The 24944-nt window shown below is 72.6% G+C and carries 18 protein-coding genes; 6 read left to right on the top strand and 12 right to left on the bottom strand.

Features of this window, described 5'->3' with window-relative positions; translation table 11 throughout:
* Positions 1-14: 14 nt before the first annotated feature.
* Positions 15-1307: a 2-oxo acid dehydrogenase subunit E2 gene (locus FH608_RS14450; protein WP_139631023.1), complete on the bottom strand. Its 1293-nt coding sequence runs from the start codon at positions 1305-1307 to the stop codon at positions 15-17.
* 176 nt (positions 1308-1483) lie between these two features.
* On the opposite strand from FH608_RS14450, the gene FH608_RS14445 reads away from it, so the two are divergent.
* The gene (locus FH608_RS14445) at positions 1484-2677 is read left to right on the top strand and encodes an RNA-guided endonuclease InsQ/TnpB family protein (RefSeq protein WP_226899525.1); all 1194 of its coding nucleotides are present in this window, start codon (positions 1484-1486) and stop codon (positions 2675-2677) included.
* A gap of 16 nt (positions 2678-2693) precedes the next feature.
* Here the strand turns inward: FH608_RS14445 and FH608_RS14440 are convergent, their stop codons facing one another.
* The 5 genes from FH608_RS14440 to FH608_RS14420 all read right to left on the bottom strand — a co-directional run bounded on the left by FH608_RS14440 (position 2694) and on the right by FH608_RS14420 (position 11030).
* Positions 2694-3755, bottom strand: coding sequence for an alpha-ketoacid dehydrogenase subunit beta (locus tag FH608_RS14440; RefSeq protein ID WP_139631021.1), 1062 nt, complete (start codon positions 3753-3755; stop codon positions 2694-2696).
* The gene (locus tag FH608_RS14435; protein WP_226899523.1) at positions 3752-4633 is read right to left on the bottom strand and encodes a thiamine pyrophosphate-dependent dehydrogenase E1 component subunit alpha; all 882 of its coding nucleotides are present in this window, start codon (positions 4631-4633) and stop codon (positions 3752-3754) included. The genes FH608_RS14440 and FH608_RS14435 overlap by 4 nt, the downstream gene beginning before the upstream one ends.
* A 66-nt stretch (positions 4634-4699) precedes the next feature.
* Complete coding sequence (locus FH608_RS51450; RefSeq protein WP_153262586.1) at positions 4700-5188, bottom strand: hypothetical protein; 489 nt, start codon at positions 5186-5188, stop codon at positions 4700-4702.
* Between the two features lie 199 nt (positions 5189-5387).
* Positions 5388-8792 carry a phosphodiester glycosidase family protein gene (locus FH608_RS14425; protein ID WP_226899516.1) on the bottom strand — a complete coding sequence of 1135 codons (3405 nt, stop codon included), beginning with the start codon at positions 8790-8792 and terminating at the stop codon, positions 5388-5390.
* Positions 8793-8894: 102 nt separating this feature from the next.
* Positions 8895-11030: a hypothetical protein gene (locus tag FH608_RS14420; RefSeq protein ID WP_139631019.1), complete on the bottom strand. Its 2136-nt coding sequence runs from the start codon at positions 11028-11030 to the stop codon at positions 8895-8897.
* Positions 11031-11216: 186 nt separating this feature from the next.
* On the opposite strand from FH608_RS14420, the gene pulA reads away from it, so the two are divergent.
* From pulA to FH608_RS14400, 4 genes are all read left to right on the top strand, one after another.
* Positions 11217-13778, top strand: a complete 2562-nt coding sequence (gene pulA, locus FH608_RS14415; RefSeq protein WP_226899512.1) for a pullulanase-type alpha-1,6-glucosidase — start codon at positions 11217-11219, stop codon at positions 13776-13778.
* Complete coding sequence (locus FH608_RS14410) at positions 13775-14521, top strand: SDR family NAD(P)-dependent oxidoreductase (protein ID WP_139631017.1); 747 nt, start codon at positions 13775-13777, stop codon at positions 14519-14521. Before pulA ends, FH608_RS14410 begins: the two co-directional genes overlap by 4 nt.
* A gap of 184 nt (positions 14522-14705) precedes the next feature.
* Positions 14706-15347 (top strand): hypothetical protein, encoded by a 642-nt coding sequence (locus tag FH608_RS14405; RefSeq protein WP_226899510.1) that lies wholly within the window; start codon positions 14706-14708, stop codon positions 15345-15347.
* Positions 15348-15906: 559 nt separating this feature from the next.
* Positions 15907-16629 carry a VIT1/CCC1 transporter family protein gene (locus FH608_RS14400; protein ID WP_139631016.1) on the top strand — a complete coding sequence of 241 codons (723 nt, stop codon included), beginning with the start codon at positions 15907-15909 and terminating at the stop codon, positions 16627-16629.
* Positions 16630-16798: 169 nt separating this feature from the next.
* Here FH608_RS14400 and FH608_RS14395 read toward each other — a convergent pair whose 3' ends face one another.
* The 6 genes from FH608_RS14395 to FH608_RS14370 all read right to left on the bottom strand — a co-directional run bounded on the left by FH608_RS14395 (position 16799) and on the right by FH608_RS14370 (position 23274).
* A complete protein-coding gene (locus FH608_RS14395) occupies positions 16799-17434 on the bottom strand; it encodes a LysE family translocator (protein ID WP_139631015.1) in 636 nt (211 codons plus the stop codon).
* Positions 17431-17967 (bottom strand): cupin domain-containing protein, encoded by a 537-nt coding sequence (locus FH608_RS14390; protein ID WP_139631014.1) that lies wholly within the window; start codon positions 17965-17967, stop codon positions 17431-17433. Before FH608_RS14390 ends, FH608_RS14395 begins: the two co-directional genes overlap by 4 nt.
* A gap of 1 nt (position 17968) precedes the next feature.
* Entirely contained in the window at positions 17969-18322 is a 354-nt protein-coding gene (locus FH608_RS14385) for a GerW family sporulation protein (protein ID WP_139631013.1), read from the bottom strand.
* A gap of 39 nt (positions 18323-18361) precedes the next feature.
* Complete coding sequence (gene zwf, locus FH608_RS14380; protein ID WP_139631012.1) at positions 18362-19822, bottom strand: glucose-6-phosphate dehydrogenase; 1461 nt, start codon at positions 19820-19822, stop codon at positions 18362-18364.
* Position 19823: 1 nt separating this feature from the next.
* Positions 19824-21455: a glucose-6-phosphate isomerase gene (pgi, locus tag FH608_RS14375; RefSeq protein ID WP_139631011.1), complete on the bottom strand. Its 1632-nt coding sequence runs from the start codon at positions 21453-21455 to the stop codon at positions 19824-19826.
* Between the two features lie 112 nt (positions 21456-21567).
* The gene (locus FH608_RS14370; RefSeq protein WP_139631010.1) at positions 21568-23274 is read right to left on the bottom strand and encodes an IlvD/Edd family dehydratase; all 1707 of its coding nucleotides are present in this window, start codon (positions 23272-23274) and stop codon (positions 21568-21570) included.
* Positions 23275-23335: 61 nt separating this feature from the next.
* On the opposite strand from FH608_RS14370, the gene FH608_RS14365 reads away from it, so the two are divergent.
* Positions 23336-24944, top strand: a 1609-nt coding sequence (locus tag FH608_RS14365) for a phosphoketolase (RefSeq protein WP_139631009.1), incomplete at its 3' end; no start/stop codon positions are given.

The raw sequence follows: 24944 nt of genomic DNA, 5'->3' as shown, positions 1-24944 counted from the left end.
ACAAACGCCTGCCCCTAGGGTTCGGGCGTCTCCAGGGCCTCCTTGAGCGCCTGGAGGAACAGCACGGCGTCCCGCCCGTTGACCAGCCGGTGGTCGTAGGCCAGGCCGACGACCGCCACCGTGCGCTCGCCCTCCCGCTGCGGCGAGGTGAGCGCGACGGCGCACGCCTGCCCGGGGAAGACGATGGGGACGGCCATCACGATGTCGGGGTCGTGGTGCAGGGTGACGACGATGTTGCCGCCGTCGAGCTGCTCCTGCCGGAAGCCGCCGTGCTGCGCCAGCCTGCGGAACCCGGCCAGCTCCTTCGCGATCTCCGGCACGCTCTTGCGGTGCGCGTCCCTGACGACCGGCACGTACAGACCGCTGCCCAGGTCGATGGTGACGCCCACGTGCGGGCTGCCCGGCACCGCCGCGGTGCCCTCGCCGACGAGGGTGGCGAAGCAGAGCGGGAAGTCGGGGTGCAGGCGGGCCACGGCGGCGACGAGCAGGTCGGGCAGGCCGACGAGCGTGCGCAGGCGCTTGGTGAGGTCGCGGGCGGCCTTCGTGGCGCTGCCGACGTCGACCTTGATGGCGGCGTAGGCGGCGGGGATCGTCCGGTGGGACAGGCTCACGGTCCTGCCCACGGCCCGCTGGTTCGCACTGAGCGCCCGCGCACTCGAACCCCGCACCGCTCCACCGAGGTCATCGGTTTCGCCGGGGCCGGACGACCCTCCCCGATCCTCGGTGGGGCCGGACGGCTCTCCCGGGCCGACCGCCTCAGCGGGGCCGCCGGTACCGGCGCGCCCGGCGATGTCGGTGGTGGGCGCCGGCTGACGCGGCAACTGCGCGTCCGAGGCTACGAGGCGTTCGACGTCCGCGCGCCGCACGACCTTCACGGGCAGGGCGAGCACCCGCGCGGGGTCGATGCCGAGCTCGTCGATGAGCGCCTGCGCGGGCTCCGTGATGAGCGGCGCCCGCGCAGGAGCCGAAGGGGCCGGAGCAGGCATGTCTCCGACGGGAGCAGGCACGCCCTCGACCGGTGCGGGCAGGCTCTCCCTTGGGGCCGGCGCGGCGACGGGCGGGAAGCCGGGTGGCGGGGTCTCTGCGATGCGGGCGATCGGCTGGCCGGGCGCGCAGTCGGAGCCCGCCGGCAGCAGGTGCGTCAGGACGCCCTCGTACGCACTGACCAGCTCCTCCACCGTCTTGGACGTCTCCACCGACGCCACGACCTCATCCGCGCGCACCGCCGCCCCGTCGGCCACCAGCCATTCGAGCAGCACGTACGCCTCGTCGTTGGTGTTGAGCTTCGGCACCCGGATCTCAGCCATCAGAACCTCTCGAGGGGACCGGCGGCTTTAGCCGTCGGGGGAATCGGGAGCGGGAGGGCCGTCAAGGTTCGAGCGTGCCCTGACCTGCCAGGTCCGCGCATCACAGACGTCCTTCCGGGTTGTGTCGGTGCCGGCCGATACCGTGGTCGTCTCGTTACCGAACGTGGGAGGTGGGTGTGCGCAGGTCGTTCACGTTCCTGTTGCGCCCCACCAGCAGACAGGCCGCCGTGCTCGCGCAGTGTCTGGAGGACCACCGGCAGCTGTACAACGCCGCTCTGGAGCACCGCCGCACCGCCTACGCCAAGGCCGGTGTCACGATCCGCTACGGCGACCAGTCGGCGGAGCTGAAGGAGATCCGCAAGGCGGACCCTGGCGGTCAGGGCCGCTGGTCGGCAGGCTCCCAGCAGCAGACCCTGCGCCGTCTCGACAGGGCATTCGCGGCGTTCTTCCGCAGGGTGAAGGCGGGGCAGAAGCCGGGTTACCCGCGCTTCAGGGGCCGGGGCCGATTCGACACGGTCGAATGGCCTGCGATCAAGAACGGCGCAACCTGGGACTCCCAGCCACACGAACCGGCGACACGCGTTTACCTGCTCGGCATCGGGCATGTGCGGGTGCACCAGCACCGCGCCGTTAAGGGCCGGGTGAAGACGATCAGCGTCAAGCGGGAGGGCTCCCGCTGGTACGTGGTGTTGTCGTGCGAGGACGTCCCCGCGCAGACCCTGCCCGCGACCGGTGCGGTCGCCGGGATCGACATGGGCGTGGCGTCGCTGGTCACCACGAGCGACGGCGAGCACGTGGCCAACCCGCGTCACTTGGCAGCGACCGCTGACCGTCTCGCGGCGGCGCAGCAGGACCTGGCCTGCAAGAAGCGCGGCTCCAAGCGTCGCCGTAAGGCCGTCGCACGCGTGGCCGCGCTGCACGCCAAGGTGCGACGGCAGCGCCTGGACGGCGCGCACAAGGCCACCCTGCACCTGGTTCGCGAGTATGACGTGATCGTGCACGAGGCACTGAACGTCGCGGGCATGACCAGGCGCGCCACACCCAAGCCGGACGGCGACGACGGCTACCTGCCCAACCGGGGATCCGCGAAATCCGGGCTCAACCGAAGCATCCACGACGCGGGCTGGGGGGTGTTCTTGACGATCCTGTCGCACAAGGCTGAAAGCGCCGGTCGAGAGCTGATCGCAGTGAACCCTGCCAGCACCTCCCGCACCTGTGCCCGCTGCGGGCACTGCGCGAAGGACAACCGCCTCACCCAAGCCGAGTTCCGATGCATGGCGTGCGCCCACGCTGCGCACGCCGACGTGAACGCGGCCAAGAACATCCTGAGGGCAGGGCTTGCCCTTCGCCAGGCTGCGGAAGCGGCTTAGCGAGAAGCCGCTCCCTTCAAGGAGCGGAGGAGTCACCGAGCCCCTCCAGCACGGCGCGGCGGATCGTGGATTCCTGCACCAGCACCTCGCGTTCCAGGTGGGCGGCGGTGGGGATCACGCTGTCGGCGGAGTGGACCAGCTTGACGGGGCGGCGCAGCCGGCCCCAGAGGCGGGTGTGCAGGTCGGCGGCCACGTGGCCGCCCCAGGTGCCGCCTGCGCTGCCGTCCTCGGCCACGCACACCAGCGGCGCCCTCCCGAGGATGGGCAGCAGCGGCGAGGGGTCGAACGGGTAGAGGCGGGAGGGGACGAGCAGCACGCCCGCCAGGTCGTGGCCGAGCAGCAGCGCCCGCATGGCGGCCAGCGCCCGGTGGGCGAGCCCGCCCGGGACGATGAGCACGTAGTCGAGATCGCCGTCCGGGATCTCCAGGCCGCCCGGCCCGGCGTCACCGCGCGACATCCCCGAGCCGCCCGGGCCGCCCGGGTCGAGGCGGACGACGGCGACGTCGTCCACGAGGTCCCACCTGAACAGCTCGTCCACCTCGTACATGCGCCGCGTGTACAGCACCTTGTCCTCGAACAGCAGGCACGGCTCCCCCAGCGCCAGCATGCGGTCGAGGACGGCCCGGTTGTCGTGGAAGGGCGACATCTCGAACAGCGACAGGCCGGGGATGCCGATGAAGTGCTTCTGCGGGCTCTGGCTGTGGGTGGGCCCGTAGCCGCGGTGGCCGCCGGACGGGCAGCGGATCACGAGCGGCAGCGGCACCCTGGTGCCGTACATGGTGACGGATTTGGCGGCGAAGTTCAGGATCTGGTCGAAGGCGAGCGCCACGAAGTCGGCGAACATGATCTCGACGACCGCCTTGCCGCCCGCCAGCGCCAGCCCGGAGGCGGCGCCGACGACGGCGCCCTCGCTGAGCGGGGTGGTGAGCACGCGGTCGGGGAAGCGGGTCGACAGCCCTTTGGTGATCTTGAAGGCGCCGCCGTAGGGGTCGAGGAGGTCCTCGCCGAGGACGTACACGGAGGGGTCGTCCGCCAGGAGCCCGTGGAGGGCGCGGTTGAGGTTCTCGCCGACCCTCACGCGGCCGTCCAGACGGCCGGCGGGCGGGCGGCGACCTCGGCGGCGATGCGGTCGATCCGGGTGCGGGCCGCCTCCTCGATCGTGGCCGACTGTACGGGGTGGGCGGCCCGGTACGCGGCGTACCAGTCGGTGCGGGGAAAGTCCGGCGGGCGGGTGTCGTCGCCCTTGCTGTGGGGGCCGAGGCGGTGGGTGGCGAACTCCACCACCAGCGGGCCCGGGTCCGTCCTGACCCGTTCGACCAGCGGCGCCAGCCCGGCCCGGATCACCGGGATGTCGGGGACGCCGATCCGGTGGTGCTCGACGCCGAACGCCCGCGCCCGCCCTTCGATCGTGCCCGCCAGTTGCAACGCGGTCGGCGTGGACTGGGCGATGCCGTTGTGCTCGACCACGACCAGCAGCGGCAGCCGCCAGAGCGCGGCCAGGTTGAGCGCCTCGTACACCGCGCCCTCGCCCCACGTGCCGTCGCCGACGTAGGCGCAGGCCAGCGCCCCGGGCTCGTGCCGCTTGAGCCGCAACGCGACCCCGGCCGCCACGGGCAGGCTCTGGCCCTGCACGCCGGTGGACAGGTAGCGGTCGCGTTTGAGGTGCTGGCTGCCGCCCACGCCCTCGCACACGGCGCCCTTCCTGCCCATGATCTCGGCCAGCAGCCCCTCCGGGTCCTCGAACCTGGCCAGGTAGTGGCCGTGTCCCCGGTGGTTGCTGAACACCCAGTCGTCCTCGCGCAGCAGCGTCCGCAGGGCGACGGGGATGTACTCCTGGCCGAGGCAGGTGTGGGTGGTGCCGTTGAGCTCGCCCTGCTCGAAGAGCGCGAGCAGCTTCCGCTCGAAGCACCGGATCAGCAGTAACAGCGCCAGGTCGTCGTCAGAGAGTCTGTCCATTGGCCTCTCGAGCACCAGGAAAACCTCCTGAAAGGCTAACAACCGGCGCATTTCCCGTCCAGGCCCCTACTTCGACAGGTAGAGGGTCTTCCACGTGCCGGCGTACAGGCAGACGAGGGACGGCTTGCTGGACTTGGCCTCGGAGCAGACCTTGAGCTCCACCTGGTAGACGTTCTTGGCGGAGAACGAGAAGTGCTTCGGGGTGCGGTAGGTGCAGGTGCGGGCCCAGCGGTGGCGGAAGGGCAGCTCGTTCCCGGAGCGGTAGGTGATGCGGAAGACCGCCCAGCCGCAGGTGGAGGTGCGGCGCGTGCGGTCGTACACCTTGCCGGAGACCCGGACGACGTCGGCGGTGGGCAGGTCGGCGTGGTCCTCTCCCGTGGCCGTCAGGGTGCCGGCCGCCTGGGCGGCGCGCCCGGGCGCGTAGTACGGGCCCCACGTGGTGCGGGCGAACTCGGAGGAGGTGGCGGCCTGGGCGGCGGGGGCGACTGCGGCGAGGGCGCCGACGGTGGCGGCGATGGCGGCGGTCGTGGCGGCGAGAGTGCGGGAGATCGTCATCGGGGGGCCGTCCTTTCGTGGTGAGATGACGACAATGTGCGGCATACCGATTTCATCCGGCTTGCCGCCGGAGGGCCGCTGATTTCATCCCGCTTGCCGCCGTACGGCCGCCGCTTTCAGGACTCTTGCCGTCGGCCGCCGCCCGCGCCGCGACAGGCGGCGTGGGCGGCGGCCGTCCGGCGACCTCCAGAGGTGTGGGTCAGGCGGCGGCCCGGGCGGTCAGGGCCACGGCGGCCTGCCGCGTGACCCCGTTCACCGTGACGGCGACCGTCACCTGTCCCTTCCTCAGCGCCGTCAGCGTCCCCGTCTCGGGGTCGAGGACGGCCACGTGCCACGGCTTGGCCGTACGGCGGCTGCCGACGTGCAGGTTCGGCGAGCCGGACCAGGCGACCGAGACCGGGTAGGCCGCGGGCACCGTCCGGCCGGCCTGCTCGACCGACGCCTTCACCGTGCCGGGCGTCCCCACCTCGACCGTCGCCGGGGCGGTGAGTACGAGGTCGTCCACGTGCGGGCGGACCTGCGTGCCGATCCAGTCGGGCGCGTCGGCGAACCAGTTGCGCCGCACGTGCTCCGCCTCCGAGGCCGTCACCGGGTCCACGCCCCACAGCGACCAGCCGGTGAACCCGCCGTCGTCGGGTGAGGTGGCCGGGTTCTTGCCGGAGTTGCCGTTGATGAAGTACGGCACCGCGTCCACGTGCGAGGCGTGGAACGTCCCCACGTGCCCGCCGATGTAGGCGGCGCCCTTGCCGGTGGTGCGCTGGAAGTCGGCCAGCCAGCCCTCCACCAGCGCGGCCTCCTTGCGGTCGCCGAGCTGGCTGCCCTTGCCGGGCGTCGGGTCGCGCGGCGGGACGTGGAAGACGACCGCGACGGACCCGATCGACCGGTCCTCGGCGGCCTTGTCGAGCTCGGAGCGGAGCATGGCCACCTGGTCGTAGCCGCCGCCCCGCAGGTTCAGACGCGAGGTGTCCAGGGTGATGAAGCGGGTGCCGTTGTGGTCGAAGACGCCGTACGTGTCACCGAAGACGGCCTTGAAGTTGTCGATCTTGCCGCCCATGACCTCGTGGTTGCCCGGAATGTAGTGATATTCCAGGGTTCCGCCGAGCTCCTCGTCGAGGACCTTCTTGGCCAGCGCGAAGTCCTCGGGCGACGCCTCGTCCACCAGGTCGCCGTTGATCAGCAGGAAGTCCGGCTTGGCGGCCTTGATCTCGCGCAGCGTGCGGCGCGCGTTCTTGACGAGGTCGCTGTCCGGGTCCCTGGCCACGAACTGCGCGTCCGACATGACCGCGAACCGCCACGGCATCCGCGCCACGTCCGTCTTGACGACCGGGTCGGCGATCGTGGGCGTCTCGGGCGCGGAGACGGACGGCGGCACCTTGGCGACCAGCCCGTCGATGAGGATGTCGTCGGTGTACCGGGCGTCCGCCTTGGTCTCGGCCACGTAGAACCGCCGCAGCTTGAGCGGGTAGTTCACGCCGGGCGGCACGGTGAACTCGACGTGCTTCCAGCCGGTCCACGTCATGTACGGCCCGCGCAGGATCTGCGACTGGCCGAGCGCGTCGTAGAACTCCAGGCTGGGCCACTCGCCCTTGCCGGTCGAGTTGATCCACAGCCCGAACGCCTGCGGCTGCCCGTCGATCACGATCTGCTGCGGCGGGCTGGCGTACGCGGCCCGGGTCGCGGTGGAGCCGGTGAAGTCGTACGACAGCTTGAGCCCGCCGCCGCTCTGACCCGGCGCGGCCGACAGCGAGCCGGTGGCGCGGGCGGCGGCGAAGGTCCAGGAGGCCGCGTCCTCGAAGTCGGCGACCGGCTTGTCCTCGAACCCGACCGTCACCGGCACGGCGGTGCTGATCTTGCCCACCTTGGCGGTGATCAGGCCCGACCCGGTGTCCTTCCTGGCCTTGACGGAGAAGTAGCCCTGCTCGGCGGGGGTCACCTCGAACAGGCTCTTGTCGTAGTCGAGGCTGACGTCGGAGGGCTCGATGGGCGCGGAGTTGCCGTTGCGGTCGTAGCCGACCACGCCGAACGTGGCGCCGGGCTCGTCCGGGCCGCTCGCTCCCGCCAGGCCGAGCCGGTCGGCGGTGGCTCCGAGCCGCTGGAGCGGCTGGAGCACGGTCAGCTCGATGGTGCCCTTGGCCTTGCCGCGCGAGGCGGTGACAGTGGTCTGGCCGGGCACCAGCGCGTGGAAGACGCCGTCGCGGACGACGCCGTGCACCGCGGGCGTGGCGCGCCAGAGCGGGGAGCCCGCGGCGGGCCCGTACGTCTCGTCGTAGCCGGCGGCGGTCAGCCGCCTGCTGAGGCCGGGGAAGACCCGGTCGGGACGGCCGCCGGCGACGGGCCCGACGCCGGGCGCCCCCGCGGGGTCGCTCGCGGTCTCCAGCCAGAAGCCCTTGAGCTTGCCGCTGCCCTCGGGCGCGTAGAGCGCGAGACCGTTGGGGACGTGCCGCTCGCCACCGTCGGAGGGGCTGTTCTCCACCTGGACGCCGGCGGAGCCGGGCTCGCGGGCCAGCATCGTGGAGGAGCCGCCGCCGTCGAGGTTGAGCGCGTTGGCGGCGCCGAGGTCGACCATCATGGCGGCCAGTTCGTCGAGCGTCACGCCGCGGCTGTCGGCCTGGCGGCCGTCCACGGTCAGCAGGTACATCTTCCTGCCGTCGGCGGAGAAGCCGACGGCGGTGCGCGGGTGGGCGGAGGCGTCGGTGGAGTTCTGCGGGACGCCGTCCTTGACCAGCACCCAGTTGCCGCCGACGGCCGCCTTGACCTCGCTGCCGTCCGACGACTTGGGCTGGTAGCGCACGTCCACGCGGTCGCCGGCCTTGAGCGCGGACAGCGCGGCGGCCCCGGCGTCGCGGCCCAGCAGGATCGTCGTCCCGGCGGGGATCGGTCCAGAGCCCGCGGACGTGCGTACCTCGGAGACCACCCCGTCGGCCAGGACGACCTCGGTGACGGCGGTCGCGCCCGCGACGGCGCGCTCCCGCGTGTAGGAGCCCCACAGCGGCGTGAACAGCCCGACGCCGCCGCTCTGCACGATCTGGTTGAACTGGGTCAGCGCGATCGGCGACCCGCCGTCCGGCGTGGCGGTGCCCTCGAAGTACATCTTGAGCACGCGCCCGACGCCGTCGCCGGTGATCGCGACCGCGTTCTCGTGGCCCGCGACGGGCGACTGGATCAGCGAGCCGTCCTGCACGCCGATGCCCTGGGCGGCGCCGGAGTTGTTGATGTCGAAGAAGTCGCCGTTGACGGCCGCGACGGCGTGCGAGCGCGTGGCCGGCCCGGACAGCGGCTCGGTCCTGGACACCTCGCCGGAGAAGACGTAGTCGGCGCGGGCGGGGCCGAGCTCGGCGGTGATCGCGTCGGCGCGCAGCCAGCCGAGCTCGTCATAGGTGTCGAACGAGGTCAGGGAGATGCCCGGCGCGACCGGCCGGGTCTTCTTGGCGGTCTCCAGCTTCTGGCCGGCGTCGTGGGCGAGCAGCGTGGACGGCGGCGGGTAGGACGACGCCTTCGGCGCGTCCTCTGAGGGGGGTGCGGGATCGGCGTGCGCGGGCGCGGCGGCCAGGGCCAGGGGGGCTAACGCGAGCGCCGATGCTGTCAGGATTCTGAGGGACTGCACGACCGAACTCAATCGCCCGTGGATATAACTTTCAAGTCTTAGGCGTGAACTAAAAGAAAATTTCAGATCTTGCCGCCCCGACGCCCCCGCCCGCCGCGCCGCCTACGTCTCGCCGGCCAGCACGTCGCCGGCGCGGCCGCGCTCCTCCACCGGGCTCGCGGCGGGCTCCGGTGACCGCACGCCGGCGTGCAGCACCAGCGGCACGGCCAGCGCCACCACCATCGACAGCACGGCGGTGCCCGAGTCGTTCACCAGCATGCCGACCACGCCGCTGACCAGCGCTCCGACGAGCCCGGCCCGCAGCATGGGCGCCCGCGCGAACGCCCGCGGCACGATGCCCGCGCTGATCTGCCCGGGCCGCAGCACGGCGAAGACGAGGAAGGCCAGGCCGGCCAGGACGATCGGCATGAGGTTCGGCGAGAGCATGGTGTTGAGCATGGCGCCCAGCTTGCGCCCGATCATGGGCAGGAACGTCCCGTCGATCACCTGGCCCACGAACCGGCCCAGGTGCGTCTGCGACGCGGGCGGGCGCAGGTGGTCGAGCACCGCGATGACCGACACGGCCACGCCGCCCAGCACGCAGAACCCGGCCAGCTTCAGCACCGACACCCGCTTGCCCGCGACGAGCAGCGCCGTCACCGCGATGCCCGGCACGAACGCGATCACGCCGCCGAAGTCGCTGCCCACGCCGGGCCAGCCGGCCAGCAGCATCGTCGCCACGCCGAGCCCCGCCACCACGGCCACGGCCGCCGTCCTGCGGCCCGCCCGTACGAGGTGCTCGGCCGCCACCGCGGTGGCCATCAGCACGGCGGTGGCGAGCAGCGCGAACGGGATGTTCGCCAGCCCGTAGTAGCGCCCGCCGACCACGGCGGTGTAGCCCATCAGGCTGTCGAACTGCAGCGTCGTCCCCGTCAGCAGGTCGCCCACCAGCACGGCGCCGGTCGTCGCGGCCACGGCGGCGGGCGGCCCCAGCGGGTCGCGCCGCCACGGCCCCGCCAGCGCGAGCGCCGCGATGGCCGCCGTGCCCGCCAGCACCCCGCCGATCAGCGTCGCCACGGGGTACGGGCTGCGCTCCCACGGCAGCAGGTTGACCGCGTACGTCGAGACGGGGACGGCGGCCAGCACGATGGCGGCGGTGCCCACCAGCCCGAGCCGCCTGCGCCTGGACAGCAGGAAGTAGGCCAGCGCGTAGAAGGCGACCTGGACGACGGCGAAGGCGGTGAAGAACACGCCGGTCGTGCCGCGTACGGTCGTGCCCTTGAGGTCGTCCCTGCGCAGGTCATCAGAGGTGGTGGGGCCGCCGAGCCGCCACGGCACCCCGACCACGGTGGGCGGCGGCGCGATGCCGGCGGCGGCGAGCACGGTCGGCGTGATGTCGGGCAGGACGGTGATGTCGTCGCGCCTGGTGGAGTTGGCGCCCACGGACGGCCCCTCGACCGGCCCCTGGGCGCCCCCTGCGGCGCGTGCCCCGGTCGCGCCGGCGCGCTTCCACATCGCCACGCGCAGGTGCGGCACCGAGCCGTGGTCGCCGATGCCGGCCAGCAGGATCTCGGTGTCCGGGGGCAGCCGGTCCAGCGCCGCGCCGACCTGGGCGTCGGCCTCGCGCACCAGGGCGCGCCGCCGCTCCGGCGCGATCGGCTCGGCGTCCTGCGGCAGCCGGTCGTCCACCAGGTACGGCTTCACCAGCGCGTCCACGTCCATGGCCAGCACCCGGCAGCGCGACCAGTCGGCCAGCCCGTCGGGCGCGGGCGCGTACAGGTCCACCTTGCCGTCCTGGTCGGCCAGGGCCAGCGCGGCACCGCGCCCGACGGCGGCGGTGCACTGCCCGGCGGCGTGCACGGCGGTGCCGAGCGTGCCCGCGTAGGTGCCGTCACGCCGCTCCCGCAGCTCGCGCAGTTCGCCGACGACGGCCCCGCCGCCGCGCGCGACCGGCTCGGGCGGCAGCCCGCACCTGTGCCCGACGGCCGAGCGCACCCCGGCCGACACGGTCAGCCATCCGTCGTACGGGCAGGTCACGGTGCCGACGGCCTTCACCGACACGGATCCGAGCCCGCTCTCGCCCGCCAGCCGCCACAGGTGCGGGGTGTCGTCCGGGTCGAGGTCGTCCCAGAGCAGTCCCGGCACCCCGATGAACGCCACCCGCCCCGGCGGCGCCTTCGTGGCCGCTTCCGCCGCGTGCGCGGGCGGCACCGCCCACCACAGGGCGGACGACGCCAGCAGGAGGAGCAGCCATCTCACCGTCGGACCTCCTTGGGATGCTCGCGCAGGGAACGGCGGAAACCCTACCGTTCCGGGCGATCGGGCGGTGGGCTCCGCCGTCAAGATGCGGGGGCCGCACGCCGTGTCCACCGGCGTTCGCGCAGGCAGTCGCCTATGGTGGAGCCAAGATCACCGGGGGATCACCGGCTGACCGGGGCTCCCATCGTGACTTCCAGGAAGGGGTGCGCGGCGGCCGTGACCGGCGAGGCGAGGGCACACTGGATCGACCGTGACACGGTGGCCTGGCAGGTCGATCCGTCGTACCGGCACTGCCTGGCCTCCGGCTCGGGGGTCCTCCGGCTGGCTCCCGGCACGCTCAGCGACGGCCAGCGGCGCGCGTGGCCGCACCTGGCCTCGTACACCGCGCTGAAGGTCGACCCGCGTGACGCCGGCCTGGTGCGCGCGGCGCTGCGCGACCGCGTCGTGGCCGAGGCGCGCGACGCCTCCGGCGCCCTGGCGGCGGCGACCGGGGTGCAGATTCCCGGCGTGCTCGACGACCTCTACGCCGCGGCGGCCGGCGCCCGGCTCGGGCCGGCGGGCCGGATCTTCCCGAGGCTGTCGGTGTGGGCGCCCACCGCACGCACGGTCGAGCTGGCCCTGTACGGCCCGCGCGGCCGCACCGTCCACCCGATGCGCCGTGACGACGAGACGGGGATCTGGTCGGTGCGCGGGCTGCCCACCTGGTGGGGGCGGGAGTACACGTTCCTCGTCACGCACCTCTCCGGCACCCACGAGGTCACCGACCCGTACGGGCTGGACGTGACGCCGGACGGCGGGCACAGCCGGCTCGTCCGGCTGGACGGCTACGCGCACAAGCCGCCCGGCTGGGACCGCCTCGCCAAGCCCCCGGCCGTGCCGCAGCACCGGGCGTCGATCTACGAGCTGCACGTGCGCGACTTCTCCGCCTCCGACGAGAGCGTCCCGGCCGGGCTGCGCGGCACGTACGCGGCCTTCGGCGTCGACTCGGCCGGGACGCGCGAGCTGCGGTCGCTGGCGGCCGACGGGCTGACGCACGTGCACCTGCTGCCGGTGTTCGACTTCGCCACCGTCCCCGAGCGCGCCGCCGACCGGACCGAGCCGGACGGCGACCTCGCCGCGCTGCCGCCCGACTCGGAACTGCAGCAGGAGCTCGTGGCCCGCACCGCCGCGACCGACTCCTTCAACTGGGGCTACGACCCGCTGCACTACACCGTGCCCGAGGGCTCGTACGCGACCGAGCCGGGCGAGCGGATCAGGGAGTTCCGCGGCATGGTCGCCGCGCTCAACCGGGCCGGGCTGCGCGTGGTCATGGACGTGGTCTACAACCACACCCACTCCACCGCCGTGCTCGACCCGATCGTGCCCGGCTACTACCACCGGCTGCTGGAGGACGGCCGGGTGGCCGACTCCACCTGCTGCGCCAACACCGCGCCCGAGCACCTCATGATGGGCAGGCTCGTCGTCGACTCGGTCGTCACCTGGGCGCGGGAGTACAAGATCGACGGCTTCCGCTTCGACCTCATGGGCCACCACCCCAAGGCCAACCTTCTCGCCGTCCGCCGCGCCCTCGACGCGCTGACCGTGGCCAGGGACGGCGTGGACGGGAAGTCGATCATCCTGTACGGCGAAGGATGGAACTTCGGCGAGGTGGCCGATGGCGCCAGGTTCGAGCAGGCCACACAGGCCAACCTGGCCGGCACCGGCATCGGCACGTTCACCGACCGCCTGCGCGACGCGGTGCGCGGCGGCGCCCCGTTCGACGCCGACCCCCGCGTGCAGGGCTTCGGCTCGGGCCTCGCGGGCGCGCCCAACGGCTCCCCGGCCAACGGCCCGCCCGAGCAGCAGCGGGCCAGGCTGGCGCACTACGCCGACGTGATCAGGGTCGGGCTGACCGGGAGCCTGCGCGACTACGTGCTGCCCTGCGGCCGCAAGGGGTCGGAGGTCGACCACAACGGCTCCCCCACCGGCTACGCGGCCGAGCCTGGCGAGGCGGTGGCGTACGTGGACGCGCACGACAACGAGACGCTCTTCGACGCGCTGGCGTACAAGCTGCCGCAGGACACGCCGATGGCGGACCGGGTGCGGATGCAGGTGCTGTCGCTGGCCACGGTGCTGCTGGGGCAGGGGACGGCGTTCGTGCACGCGGGCAGCGAGCGGCTGCGGTCGAAGTCGCTCGACCGCAACTCCTACGACTCCGGCGACTGGTTCAACCGGCTGCTGTGGGACTGCGAGCGCGGCAACGGGTTCGGCGCGGGCCTGCCGCCCAGGGCCGACAACGAGGCCAGGTGGCCGTACGCGGCGCCGCTGCTCGCCGACCCGGCGCTGCGGCCTGACTGCGCGGCGATCCGCGCCTGCCGGGCCCGGTTCGGGGAGCTGCTGCGGATCAGGGCGTCCTCCCCGGCGTTCGCGCTGGGGTCGGCGGCGGAGGTGACGCGGCGGCTGTCGTTCCCCCCGTCGGCGGAGGGCGTGATCGCCATGCACGTGGACACGTCAGGGCTCGATCCGCGCTGGTCGTCGGTCACGGTCGTCTTCAACGCCACCCCGTACGCGCGTGCCCAGCCGATGGAGGCGCTGGCCGGCCGGGCGGTGGCGCCGCACCCCGTACAGGCGGCCTCCGGCGACCCCGTGGTGAGGGAGGCGGCGTTCGACCCGGCCACCGGCACGCTGACGGTGCCGGGGCGGACGGTGGCGGTCTTCGTCGATGTGATGGGATGGACACAGAGAGCAACCGGGGGTGAGGGTCGATGAACGGAGAGCTGTCGGGGTCCGGGGCGCTGATCACCGGTGGGAGCGGCGGCATCGGCCTGGCCACGGCGCGGGCGCTGGTGCGGCTCGGCGCCGAGGTCGTCCTGTCCGGCCGGAACGCGGGGCGCGGCGAGCAGGCCGTGGCCGAGCTGCGCGAGATCGGCGGCACCGCCCACTTCGCGGCGGCCGACCTGCGTGACCAGGAGTCCGCGCGCTCGCTGGCCCGCGCCGCGGCCGGCCTGCTCGGCCACGTGGACGTGCTCGTCAACAACGCCGGCGTCTACCCGTTCGGGCCCACGGACCGGATGAGCGAGAAGGACTTCGACTGGGTGTACGGGCTGAACGTCAAGGCCCCCTACTTCCTGGTCGCCGAGCTCGCCCCCGCCATGGCCGAACGGGGGCACGGTGTGATCGTCAACGTCACCACGATGGTGGCGGAGTTCGGCATGGCGGGCATGAGCCTGTACGGGTCGAGCAAGGCGGCCGTGGAGCTGCTGACCAAGGCGTGGGCGGCGGAGTTCGGCCCGCACGGCGTCCGCGTCAACGCCGTGCGCCCGGGGCCGATCCGCACCGAGGGGACCTCCGGCATGGGCGAGGACCTCGACCGGCTCGCGCAGGCCGCCCCCGCGGACCGTGCCGGGACGCCAGAGGAGGTCGCCGAGGCCATCGCGTTCCTCGCGTCGCCGCGCGCCGGCTTCGTCCAGGGGGCGACACTCGCGGTGGACGGCGGCCGCACGGCGGTCTGACCCGTCGGATGGACCTTGTCCGTGTACGGATCCGTCGTGCGGATATGAGTGCGGCGAGACGGGTAGAGAGAACATCAAGGACGGAAAAGGCACATCACTGGCGTTGGCGGTCACGACAGCGCAGACTGGGTAGACCGCGATCGCGTGGAGCAGTGGAGCACCCGTGGACAATCACCTTGATCACATGCCGGTCCTGTCCCGCGGCAGGCATCGCAACCCCAAACGCGGTGCCTGTTTCATGGAACTGGCCTCCTACCTGGCCGGGGAACGGTGGAGCGACCACCCGGCCTGCACCCATCCGTTGCTGGCCGCCCTCGCCCGCCTGGTGAACGACAACACCGGCGACGAAAGCCGCGCCCAGCTCGTCCGGCTGGTGCCGTCCATCATCGGGCTGGCCGGCGACGACCTGCGGGTGGACGCGCGCATCGCGCTGCGCTGCGCCACGACCGCCCTTCCGGTGGCTGCGGCCGAACGCCAGCTCGCCCTGGCCGTGTCGGTGCTGGCGGCCGAGGAGATGCTCGCCCGGCTCGACGGGGCGCCGCCCGGCCGGCTCGGGGAGCTGAGCCGCCAGGCGATGGAGGCGGTGCCGCACGCGGCCGAACAGGCCCGGCGCTTCAGCCGCGCGGCCAGGATCACCCAGAAGGGCTTCCGCCGGTACGCGGCGCCGAACGCGGTGCAGCTGTCGGTGGTGGGCATCGTCCAGGCGTGCATCCCGGACCCGGACGCGCTCCTGCGCCGGCTCCTGGAGGAGGCCATCGACGACTGCGCCGCCCTGATCCGCCCCGCTCCCGAGCCGACGACCGCCCCTACCCCGATCCACGCCTGACCGGCACCGTCGCCTCAGCCGCGCCGATCCATGAGAGACCGGCGCCGGCACGTCAGCCCTGCCGACCCACGACCGACCGGCACCAGCACTGAAGCCGCGCCGTTCCGCGACCGAGCGGCTCCGGCGCTGAGGGCGCGTGGTTCCGCGCCTCCACGGGCCCGCGGCCGATCCGGGCCTGGAGGCTCTCACGCGGCGCCCGCCCACCGGGCGCCGCCTGAGTTTCCCAGCAGTTCCGCGGGATCGAACGACACGGGGAAGGGCCTGCAGCGCCTGTCCTTCCCCTTCGGCGGCTAACCAGCCCCCCACCGGCGGAGCGCTCATGTCCCCGCCGTTTTCCATGGGTCGAGCCACGCATGCGCGCGCGCCTTCAAGCGACTATTTTGCGTTCACGTGATCACAGCGAGTGACGCGGCGCCATTACCGTCCGTTGACCCGGTCAGGCGCGGTTTCCGGAAACTCGTCGGCAGATGCCTTTCCGCAGGTCAGGTAAGCCTTTCCTGCGTTGCGGATCTTGGTGATATTTGTCTACATTTCGCAATATCGTGATCGGAGGTATTTCATGACTATTGAGCTGACACGACCCTATTCGCCGGAAAAGCACCACAGTCACCGCGATGTCACCGGTGGATGGTTGCGGCCGGCGGTGTTCGGGGCGATGGACGGGCTGGTGTCCAACTTCGCGTTGATCGCCGGAGTCGTGGGTGCCGCCGGGGCCGGGCGGGGGGCGGTGCTGGCCGGGTGCGCCGGGCTGGTCGCGGGGGCGTGCTCGATGGCGGCCGGCGAGTACACGTCGGTCAAGTCGCAGACCGAGCTGATGCGGGCGGAGATCGCCGTCGAGCGGCGGGAGCTGGCCCGCGACCCGGAGGGCGAGCGGGCCGAACTGGCGGCGCTGTACCGCTCCCGGGGGCTGGACGACGACCTCGCCCGGCAGGTGGCCGCGGGGCTGTCGGAGGATCCCGAGCAGGCGCTGCGGGTCCACGTACGGGAGGAGCTGGGTGTGGACCCCGACGACCTGCCCTCGCCCTACGTGGCCGCCGGCTCGTCGTTCTGCGCGTTCGCGGCCGGGGCGCTGGTGCCGCTGGTGCCGTTCCTGTTCGGGGCGTCGGGGCTGGTGGCGGCTCTGGTGGTGAGCGTGCTGGCGCTGTTCGGGTTCGGGGCGGTGGTGGCGCGGATGACCGCGCGGCCGTGGTGGCTGGGCGGCCTGCGACAACTCACGCTGGGCGCCGGGGCCGCTGCCGTGACGTTCGGCCTGGGGCATCTGCTGGGCGTGGCCGTCTCATGACGCGGCAGGGGATGACGGCTCATGACGCGGTGGCCGATGCGTCTCTCCTGACGCGATCGAATCTCCTGACGCGATCGGAGATGCCGTCTCTCGCATGACGCGGTCGGGATGCCGTCTGATGGCTGCTCAAGGGGCGTCACACACCCGCGGATGGCGCCGCTTGAGGGCGTCAGGGGCGGGTGGCGGCGGCCAGTTTGATGCCGAGGCCGATGAGGGCCGCGCCCGTCAAGCCGTCGACGACCCGGCGGACGGCCGGCCGGGCGAACACCTTGCGCAGCGTGCCCACCACGTTGGCCACCAGCAGGAACCACGCGACCGTCCCGGCCAGCGCGATCACCGACAGCACGAGCGTCTCCCCCGCCGACGCCCCCGAGCTGACGAACTGCGGCACCAGGGCCACGAAGAACAGCGCCGCCTTGGGGTTGAGCACGTTGGTGAGCAGGCCCTCCACGAACGCCGCCCCGGCGCCGCGGCGCGCCGGGCCGGCCGCGTCGAGGGCGAAGCCGCCACCCGTGCGCAGGGCGGAGATCAGGGCGCGGGCCCCGAGGTAGAACAGGTAGGCGGCGCCCACCACCTTCACCACGGTGAACGCCACCGCCGAGGCGGCCAGCACCGCCGCGATGCCGGTGGCGGCGGCCACCACCCAGACGAACACTCCGACGGCGGTGCCCGTCGCGGCGGACATGCCGTGCAGGCGCCCCGAGAGCGCGGAGCGGCGTACGACGACCGCGAAGTCGGGGCCGGGCGACATCGCCCCGAGCAGCACAATCCCGCCAAAAGCCGCAACCTGCGCCATAGAGCTCATGCGGGCCACCTTACAAGGACCCGGCCCTCCGGGATCAACGTCGACAGCTCCCACGTCCAGGTCGGCACGGTGATCATCTCGGCGGGGCGGTGAAGGGGCACGGGCGTGTCGAGGAGCGCGGAGTGCGGGGTCAGCCGCAGGCCGCCCTCGGGGATGACGACGCTCTCCAGCGGCGTGCGCAGGGTCGGGCCGTCGGGCTCGTCCAGCTCGCTGGGCACCCACGTGTCCTCCCCGTCGAAGGACGTGAACACGAGCGCCCCGCCGGGAGCGGCGCTCGAATGGCGCAGCGCCCCCGCCGGGAGCCACCCGTGCTGCCCCTGACGGTACGTGACGCCGGAGACGCACAGCTCGCCCTCCAGCAGCACGAACTCCTCCCCCGCCAGGTAGTGCCCGTGCTCGGCGCGGGCCCAGCCCGGCGGGAGACGGACGAGCCAGGCGGAGCCGTTCAGCCGCTGCCGGCGCACCGGGAGGTTGGTGCCGGGGAGCAGGAAGTCTCGGCCGGGCAGGTCCGCGGCGAGCAGGTCGACCAGCACGTCAGCGCCTGCGCGCCCATTTCCTGAGGATGGAGCGCACGGTCAGGAACAGCACGACGGCCACGATCTGGCCGCCGATGACGATGCGGTTGACGTCGACCGCCGGCCGCCACTGCACGTCGCCGTCCTTGAGCACGAACACGCCCGCCGGCGTGGCGCTGAGGCCGAAGCCCCCGCCGCTCCCCCCGCCTTCCTCGCCCTTCTCGCCCCGGCCCTGGCCGTGCCCTCCACCGCCGCCCTGGGCGACCCTGGCGACCGGGATGACGGTGATGTCGCCGTGGTGGATCGGCTCGCCGAAGACCCGGCGGACGGTCGCGGTGTCCTTCGCCTGCTCGACCAGCTGCATGATGTCCATTCCCCCATCATTCCCGTGGAAGGCCCGGACCGTCCTCTTTCAGTCGAACGTGGTGGAGATCTCGTGCCAGCCACCCGGCGCGATCTTCGCGGCCTGCTCGGGCCCCCAGGAGCCCCGCTCGTACGGCAGCGGCGCCTCGGGCACGTCGAGCACCCGCTGCACGATCCGCCACGACTCCTCCACCAGGTCGAACCGGGCGAACCGCCGCGGGTCGCCGCTGACGGCGTCGGACAGCACCCGCTCGTAGGCGGCCTCCATCGGCCCGAGCACCTTGGTGAAGTCGACGCTGATCGGCACCGGCCTGGTGTGCTGCTTGCCCGGCTCCTTGGCCAGCAGGTCGAAGGTGACCCCGGCGTCCGGCTGGAGCCGGAACCTGATGAGGTTGGGGCCGGGCGGCATGTCGCCACCGCGGAACATCGTCACCGGCGGCTTGCGCAGCTCGGCCACGACCTCCAGGTCGGTGGTCGGCAGCGCCTTGCCCGAGCGGATGCACCACGGCACTCCCGCCCAGCGCCAGTTGTCGACGTAGGCGCGCAGGGCCACGAACGTCTCGGTCGTGGAGCCGGGGCGCACGCCGTGGGTGTCGAGGTAGCCGGAGTACTGGCCGCGTACGGTGTCGGACGGGTCGATGGCCTGGACGGCGCGCAGCACCCGCCACTTCTCGTCGAGCTGGGCGCGGGCGTCGGTGGACGGCGGCGCGTCCATGGCGAGGATGGCCAGCAGTTGCAGCAGGTGATTCTGCACCACGTCGCGGATGACGCCGTTGGCGTCGTAGAAGGCGCCGCGGTCGCGCACGTCGAAGTCCTCGGCCATGGTGATCTGGACGCTGCGGATGTGGCTGCGGTTCCAGATCGGCTCGAGCAGGGTGTTGGCGAACCTGAAGACCATGAGGTCCTCGACCGGCTCCTTGCCCAGGAAGTGGTCGACGCGCCGCAGGTGGTCCTCGTCGAAGTGCTTGAGCAGCTCGTCGTTGAGCGCGCGGGCGGAGTCGAGGTCGTGGCCGAACGGCTTCTCCACGACGAGCCTGGCGTCGTGGTTGAGGCCCACTCCTGCCAGGCCCTCGGCGACCGCGGCGAACAGCGACGGCGGGACGGCGAGGTAGTGGACGACGAAGCCCTTGCCGGCCACCTCGTCGCGGAGCCTGGCGAACGTCTCGGGGTCGCGGTAGTCGCCCGACACCAGGCGCAGGTTGCCTGCCAGCTTGTCGAACGCCGCGTCGCGCACGCCGCCCACGGCCTCGCGGGTGTGCTCGCGCAGGCCGTCGAGGCCCATGTCGGTCTTGGCGACGCCGATGATGGGCACGTCGAGGCGGCCGTCCGCGGTCAGGCGGTAGAGGGCGGGCAGGACCAGCTTGCGCGCGAGGTCGCCGGTGATGCCGAACAGCACCAGCGCCCCGGCCCGCTCGGCCCCCCGCCGATGCGCCCCGCCCCCGTGGGCGTGGCCGCCGGTGGTGGTGTGGCCGCCCTCAGGCGTCTGGCCGCTCCTCGATGCGTGTGCCATGTCAGACCCGCCTCCCGCGCAGCTCGCGGTAGCGCCGCACGAGGTGCTCGGTGGACACGTCGGGGAACGCGGTGGGCGGATCTTCGGAGATGAGCGCGGGAGCCAGGTCGAGCGCCATCTTCTTGCCCAGCTCGACGCCCCACTGGTCGAACGAGTCGATGCCCCAGACGGTGCCCTCGACGAACACGATGTGCTCGTAGAGGGCGACGAGCTGCCCGAGCGTCGAGGGGGTCAGCTTGGGGACGAGGATCGTGGAGGTGGGCCGGTTTCCCGGCATCACCTTGTGGGGGACGATGTCGGCCGGGGTGCCCTCGGCGGCGATCTCCTCGGCCGTCTTGCCGAACGCCAGCGCCGACGTCTGCGCCAGCAGGTTGGCGGTCAGCTGGTCGTGCATGCCCTCGCGGTCGTCGAACGGCTCGGCGAAGCCGATGAAGTCGGCCGGCACCAGCCGGGTGCCCTGGTGGAGGAGCTGGTAGAAGGCGTGCTGCCCGTTGGTGCCGGGCTCGCCCCAGAAGATCTCACCGGTCTCGGCGGTGACCGCGGTGCCGTCGGCGCGCACGGACTTGCCGTTGGACTCCATCGTGAGCTGCTGCAGGTAGGCCGGGAAGCGGTGCAGCCGCTGGCTGTAGGGCAGCACGGCGTGGGTCTCGGCACCGAAGAAGTCGGCGTACCAGATGCCGAGCAGGCCCATCAGCACCGGCATGTTGGACTCGAACGGCGCGGTGCGGAAGTGCTCGTCGATGGCGTGGAAGCCGGCCAGCATCTCGCGGAACCGCTCGGGCCCGATCGCGATCATCAGGGACAGGCCGATGGCGCCGTCGTAGGAGTAGCGGCCGCCCACCCAGTCCCAGAAGCCGAACATGTTGTCGGTGTCGATGCCGAACTGCTCGACCTTGCCGGCGTTGGTGGAGACGGCCACGAAGTGCTTGGCGACCGCGTCGGCTCCCAGCGCGTCGATCAGCCAGCGGCGGGCCACCCTGGCGTTGGTGAGCGTCTCCAGCGTGGTGAACGTCTTGGAGCTGACCACGAACAGCGTGGTCGCGGGGTCGAGGCCGGCGAGGTTTCCGATGATGTCGGCGGGGTCGATGTTGGAGACGAACCTGGCCGTGACGCCCGCGTCGGCGTAGTCGCGCAGCGCCTCGTAGGCCATGGCGGGGCCCAGGTCGGAGCCGCCGATGCCGATGTTGACGACGGTCTCGATGGGCCGCCCCGTGGCGCCCTTCCACTCCTTGGACCTGACCCGGTCGGCGAAGGCGCTCATCTTGTCGAGCACGGCGTGCACGTCGGCGACGACGTCCTGCCCGTCCACCACGAGTTCGGCGTCGCGGGGCAGGCGCAGCGCGGTGTGCAGCACGGCGCGGTCCTCGCTTACGTTGATGTGCCGGCCCTCGAACATGGCGGCGATCCGGTCGCGCAGCCCGGCCCGCTCGGCCAGCGCCACCAGCAGGTCGATGGTCTCCTGGGTGGCGCGGTGCTTGGAGTAGTCGAGGTGGAGGTCGCCGGCGTCGGCCGTCATGCGCCCGGCCCGGCCCGGGTCGCCGGCGAACAGCTCGCGCAGGTGCCTGCCCGCCAGCTCCTCGTGATGCTTGCCGAGAGCCGCCCACTCCTGGCTCTGGGTGATGTCGCCGTTCACGCTTCCTCCTCGTGTCGCCAAGCCGGATGGCCATCGTCCCGTAACCTCGTACCCAGCACGGTTGATTCCGCGCACGGCGGAGCCATGATTGCTGACCCGATGCTGGGGAAGGTCAATGGGACTCCCGGCCTACCCGGTCGCCGCTGGAACCGATCAGAAAGTCCAGGTCGGCGCCGCGGTCGGCCTGGGTGACGTGGTCGACGTAGAGGCGTTCCCAGCCGCGCGCGGGCTCGGCGTACCCGGTGGTGGCGGGCCGCCTGGCGGCGAGCTCGGCGTCGGGGATGTCCACGTCGAGCCGCCTGGCGGCCACGTCGAGCACGATCGGATCGCCGGTGCGCACCTTCGCCAGCGGCCCGCCGGCCGCCGCCTCGGGCGCGGTGTGCAGCACGACGGTGCCGTACGCGGTGCCGCTCATGCGGGCGTCGCTGATGCGCACCATGTCGCGCACGCCCTTCTCCAGGAGCTTGGCGGGCAGCGGCAGGTTGCCCACCTCGGGCATGCCGGGATAACCCTTGGGCCCGCAGCCGCGCAGCACGAGCACGGAGGTCTCGTCGACGTCGAGGGCTGGCGAGTCGAGCCGGGCGTGCACGTCCTCGATGGACTCGAAGACGACCGCCCGCCCGCGGTGCCGTAACAGCTCGGGCGAGGCGGCGGCGGGCTTGATCACCGCGCCGCCGGGCGCGAGGTTGCCCCGCAGGACGGCGATGCCGGCGTCGGGCAGCAGCGGGTCGGCGCGCCGCCGGATGACGCTCTCGTCCCAGATCTCGGCGCCCGCCAGGTGCTCGACGAGCGGCCGCCCGGTGACGGCGACCGCCTCGGGGTCGAGCAGGTCCTCGACCTCCTTCAGCACGGCGGCCAGGCCGCCGGCCCTGAACAGGTCGTCCATCAGGTGCCGCCCGGCCGGCTGGAGGTCGACGAGCAGCGGCACGCCGGAGCCGGTGCGGTCGAAGTCGTCAAGGGACAGGTCGACGCCGAGCCGCCCGGCGATGGCCAGCAGGTGGACGACGGCGTTGGTGGAGCCGCCGACGGCGGCCAGCGTCACGATCGCGTTGAGGAACGAGCCCCTGGTCATCACCCTGCTGGGCCGGCGCTCCCGCGCCACGAGCTCCACGGCCAGGCGGCCGGTCTCATGGGAGCGCTCGAGCAGGCGGCTGTCGGGGGCGGGGGTGCCCGCGGTGCCCGGGATGGTCATGCCGAGCGCCTCGGCCATGCAGGCCATGGTGGAGGCCGTGCCCATGGTGTTGCAGTGGCCACGGCTGCGGATCATGGACGACTCGGACCGCAGGAACTCCTCGCGGGAGAGCGTGCCCGCGCGTACCTCCTCGCTGAGCCGCCACACGTCGGTGCCGCAGCCGAGCGGGGCGCCGCGGAAGTGGCCGGTCAGCATGGGACCGCCGGGCATCACGACGGCGGGCAGGTCGACGGAGGCGGCGGCCATGAGCAGCGACGGGATGGTCTTGTCGCAGCCGCCGAGCAGCACCACGCCGTCGACGGGGTTGGCGCGCAGCATCTCCTCGGTCGCCATGGCGGCCAGGTTGCGCCAGAGCATGGCGGTCGGGCGGACGTTCGTCTCGCCGAGGGAGACGACCGGCAGGTTGAGCGGCACCCCGCCGGCCTCCCAGACGCCGTGCGCGACGCTCTCGGCCACCTCGTTCAGGTGGGAGTTGCACGGGGTGAGGTCGGAGGCGGTGTTGGCGATCGCGATGTGCGGCTTGCCGCCCTCGAACGCCTCGCGCGGCAGCCCACGCCGCATCCAGGCCCGGTGGATGTAGGAGTTGCGGTCGTTTCCCGAGTACCAGAGCGAACTCCTCAAAGCCATGCACGGCACCTTATCGGGCCGTAAAGGGATTCAGCCCGGCAGGGGGAGGAAGCTGGAGGGGATGGAACACATCGACGCGTACTGGCGAGCGCTGAACTACCTGTCCGTCGGGCAGATCTACCTGCTGGACAATCCCCTGCTCACCGAGCCGCTGCGACCCGAGCACATCAAACCGCGCCTGCTCGGGCACTGGGGCACCACCCCCGGCCTGAACTTCTGCTTCGCCCACCTCAACAGGGTGATCAAGGAGCGGGACCAGGACATGATCTACATCGTCGGGCCGGGGCACGGCGGACCGGCGGCGGTGGCGCACGCGTGGCTGGAGGGCACCTACTCCGAGCGCTACCCGGACGTCTCCCAGGACGTCGAGGGCATGCGGCGGCTGTTCCGCCAGTTCTCCTTCCCCGGCGGCGTCCCCAGCCACGTCGCCCCCGAGACGCCCGGCTCCATCCACGAGGGCGGGGAACTGGGCTACGCGCTCGCGCACGCGTACGGCGCCGCGTTCGACAACCCGGACCTGGTCGTGGCGTGCGTCGTGGGCGACGGCGAGGCCGAGACGGGGCCGCTCGCGGCTAGCTGGCACTCCAACAAGTTCGCCGACCGCCGCCGCGACGGCGTCGTGCTGCCCATCCTCCACCTGAACGGCTACAAGATCGCCAACCCGACCGTGCTCGCCCGCATCCCCGAGCCCGAACTGCGCAAACTCATGGAGGGGTACGGTTACCGCCCGCACGTCGTCGGCCCCTCGCATGAGGAGATGGCCGCCACCCTCGACACCGTGTTCGAGGAGATGGCCGCGTACAAGAGGAACGAGGCCGAACGGCTCCCGATGATCGTCCTGCGGACGCCGAAGGGCTGGACGGGGCCGCGCGAGGTGGACGGCAAGCCGGTGGAGGGCACGTGGCGGGCGCACCAGGTGCCGCTGGCCAAGGTCCGCGAGAACGCCGCCCACCTGGCCATGCTGGAGGAGTGGATGCGCTCGTACCGGCCGGAGGAGCTGTTCGACGCGGGCGGCGCACCCGTACGCGCCATCCTGGACGGCGTGCCGCGCGGGACGCGCAGGATGAGCGCCAACCCGCACGCCAACGGCGGCGAGCTGCTGGAGCCGCTGCGGCTGCCGGACTTCCGCCGGTTCGCGGTCGAGGTCAAGTCGCCCGCCACGCAGTCGAGCGAGCCCACGCGGGTGCTCGGCGGGTTCCTGCGCGACGTGATCACCGCGAACCCCCGCACGTTCCGGCTGATGGGTCCGGACGAGACCGCCTCGAACCGGCTGTCGGCGGTGTTCGAGGCCACGGACCGGGCGTGGGACGCCGAGGTGCTGCCGACCGACGAGCACCTGGCCCCCGGCGGGCGCGTGATGGAGGTGCTGAGCGAGCACCTGTGCCAGGGCTGGCTGGAGGGCTACCTGCTGACCGGCCGGCACGGGCTGTTCAACTGCTACGAGGCGTTCATCCACATCATCGACGCCATGTTCAACCAGCACGCCAAGTGGCTGGAGACGGCGCACGAGATCCCGTGGCGGCGGCCGGTGGCGTCGCTGACGTACCTGCTGTCGTCGCACGTGTGGCGCCAGGACCACAACGGCTTCAGCCACCAGGACCCCGGCTTCCTCGACGTGGTGCTCAACAAGAAGGCGTCCGTGGTGCGGGTCTACCTGCCGCCGGACGCCA

The sequence above is a fragment of the Nonomuraea phyllanthi genome, from assembly GCF_006334985.2.
GTDB lineage: Bacteria > Actinomycetota > Actinomycetes > Streptosporangiales > Streptosporangiaceae > Nonomuraea > Nonomuraea phyllanthi.
Note: the sequence above shows the minus strand (reverse complement) of the source record. Positions and strands in the feature narration are given on the sequence as shown.

Excerpts from the sequence above, each read along its gene's own strand:
- FH608_RS14395 (WP_139631015.1), bottom strand. The coding sequence starts at position 17,434 with ATGAGCTCTATGGCGCAGGTTGCGGCTTTTGGCGGGATTGTGCTGCTC.
- FH608_RS14405 (WP_226899510.1), top strand. The coding sequence starts at position 14,706 with ATGCCGGTCCTGTCCCGCGGCAGGCATCGCAACCCCAAACGCGGTGCC.
- FH608_RS51450 (WP_153262586.1), bottom strand. The coding sequence starts at position 5,188 with ATGACGATCTCCCGCACTCTCGCCGCCACGACCGCCGCCATCGCCGCC.
- zwf (WP_139631012.1), bottom strand. The coding sequence starts at position 19,822 with ATGGCACACGCATCGAGGAGCGGCCAGACGCCTGAGGGCGGCCACACC.
- FH608_RS14370 (WP_139631010.1), bottom strand. The coding sequence starts at position 23,274 with ATGGCTTTGAGGAGTTCGCTCTGGTACTCGGGAAACGACCGCAACTCC.
- FH608_RS14450 (WP_139631023.1), bottom strand. The coding sequence starts at position 1,307 with ATGGCTGAGATCCGGGTGCCGAAGCTCAACACCAACGACGAGGCGTAC.
- FH608_RS14385 (WP_139631013.1), bottom strand. The coding sequence starts at position 18,322 with ATGGACATCATGCAGCTGGTCGAGCAGGCGAAGGACACCGCGACCGTC.
- FH608_RS14435 (WP_226899523.1), bottom strand. The coding sequence starts at position 4,633 with ATGGACAGACTCTCTGACGACGACCTGGCGCTGTTACTGCTGATCCGG.
- FH608_RS14400 (WP_139631016.1), top strand. The coding sequence starts at position 15,907 with ATGACTATTGAGCTGACACGACCCTATTCGCCGGAAAAGCACCACAGT.
- FH608_RS14410 (WP_139631017.1), top strand. The coding sequence starts at position 13,775 with ATGAACGGAGAGCTGTCGGGGTCCGGGGCGCTGATCACCGGTGGGAGC.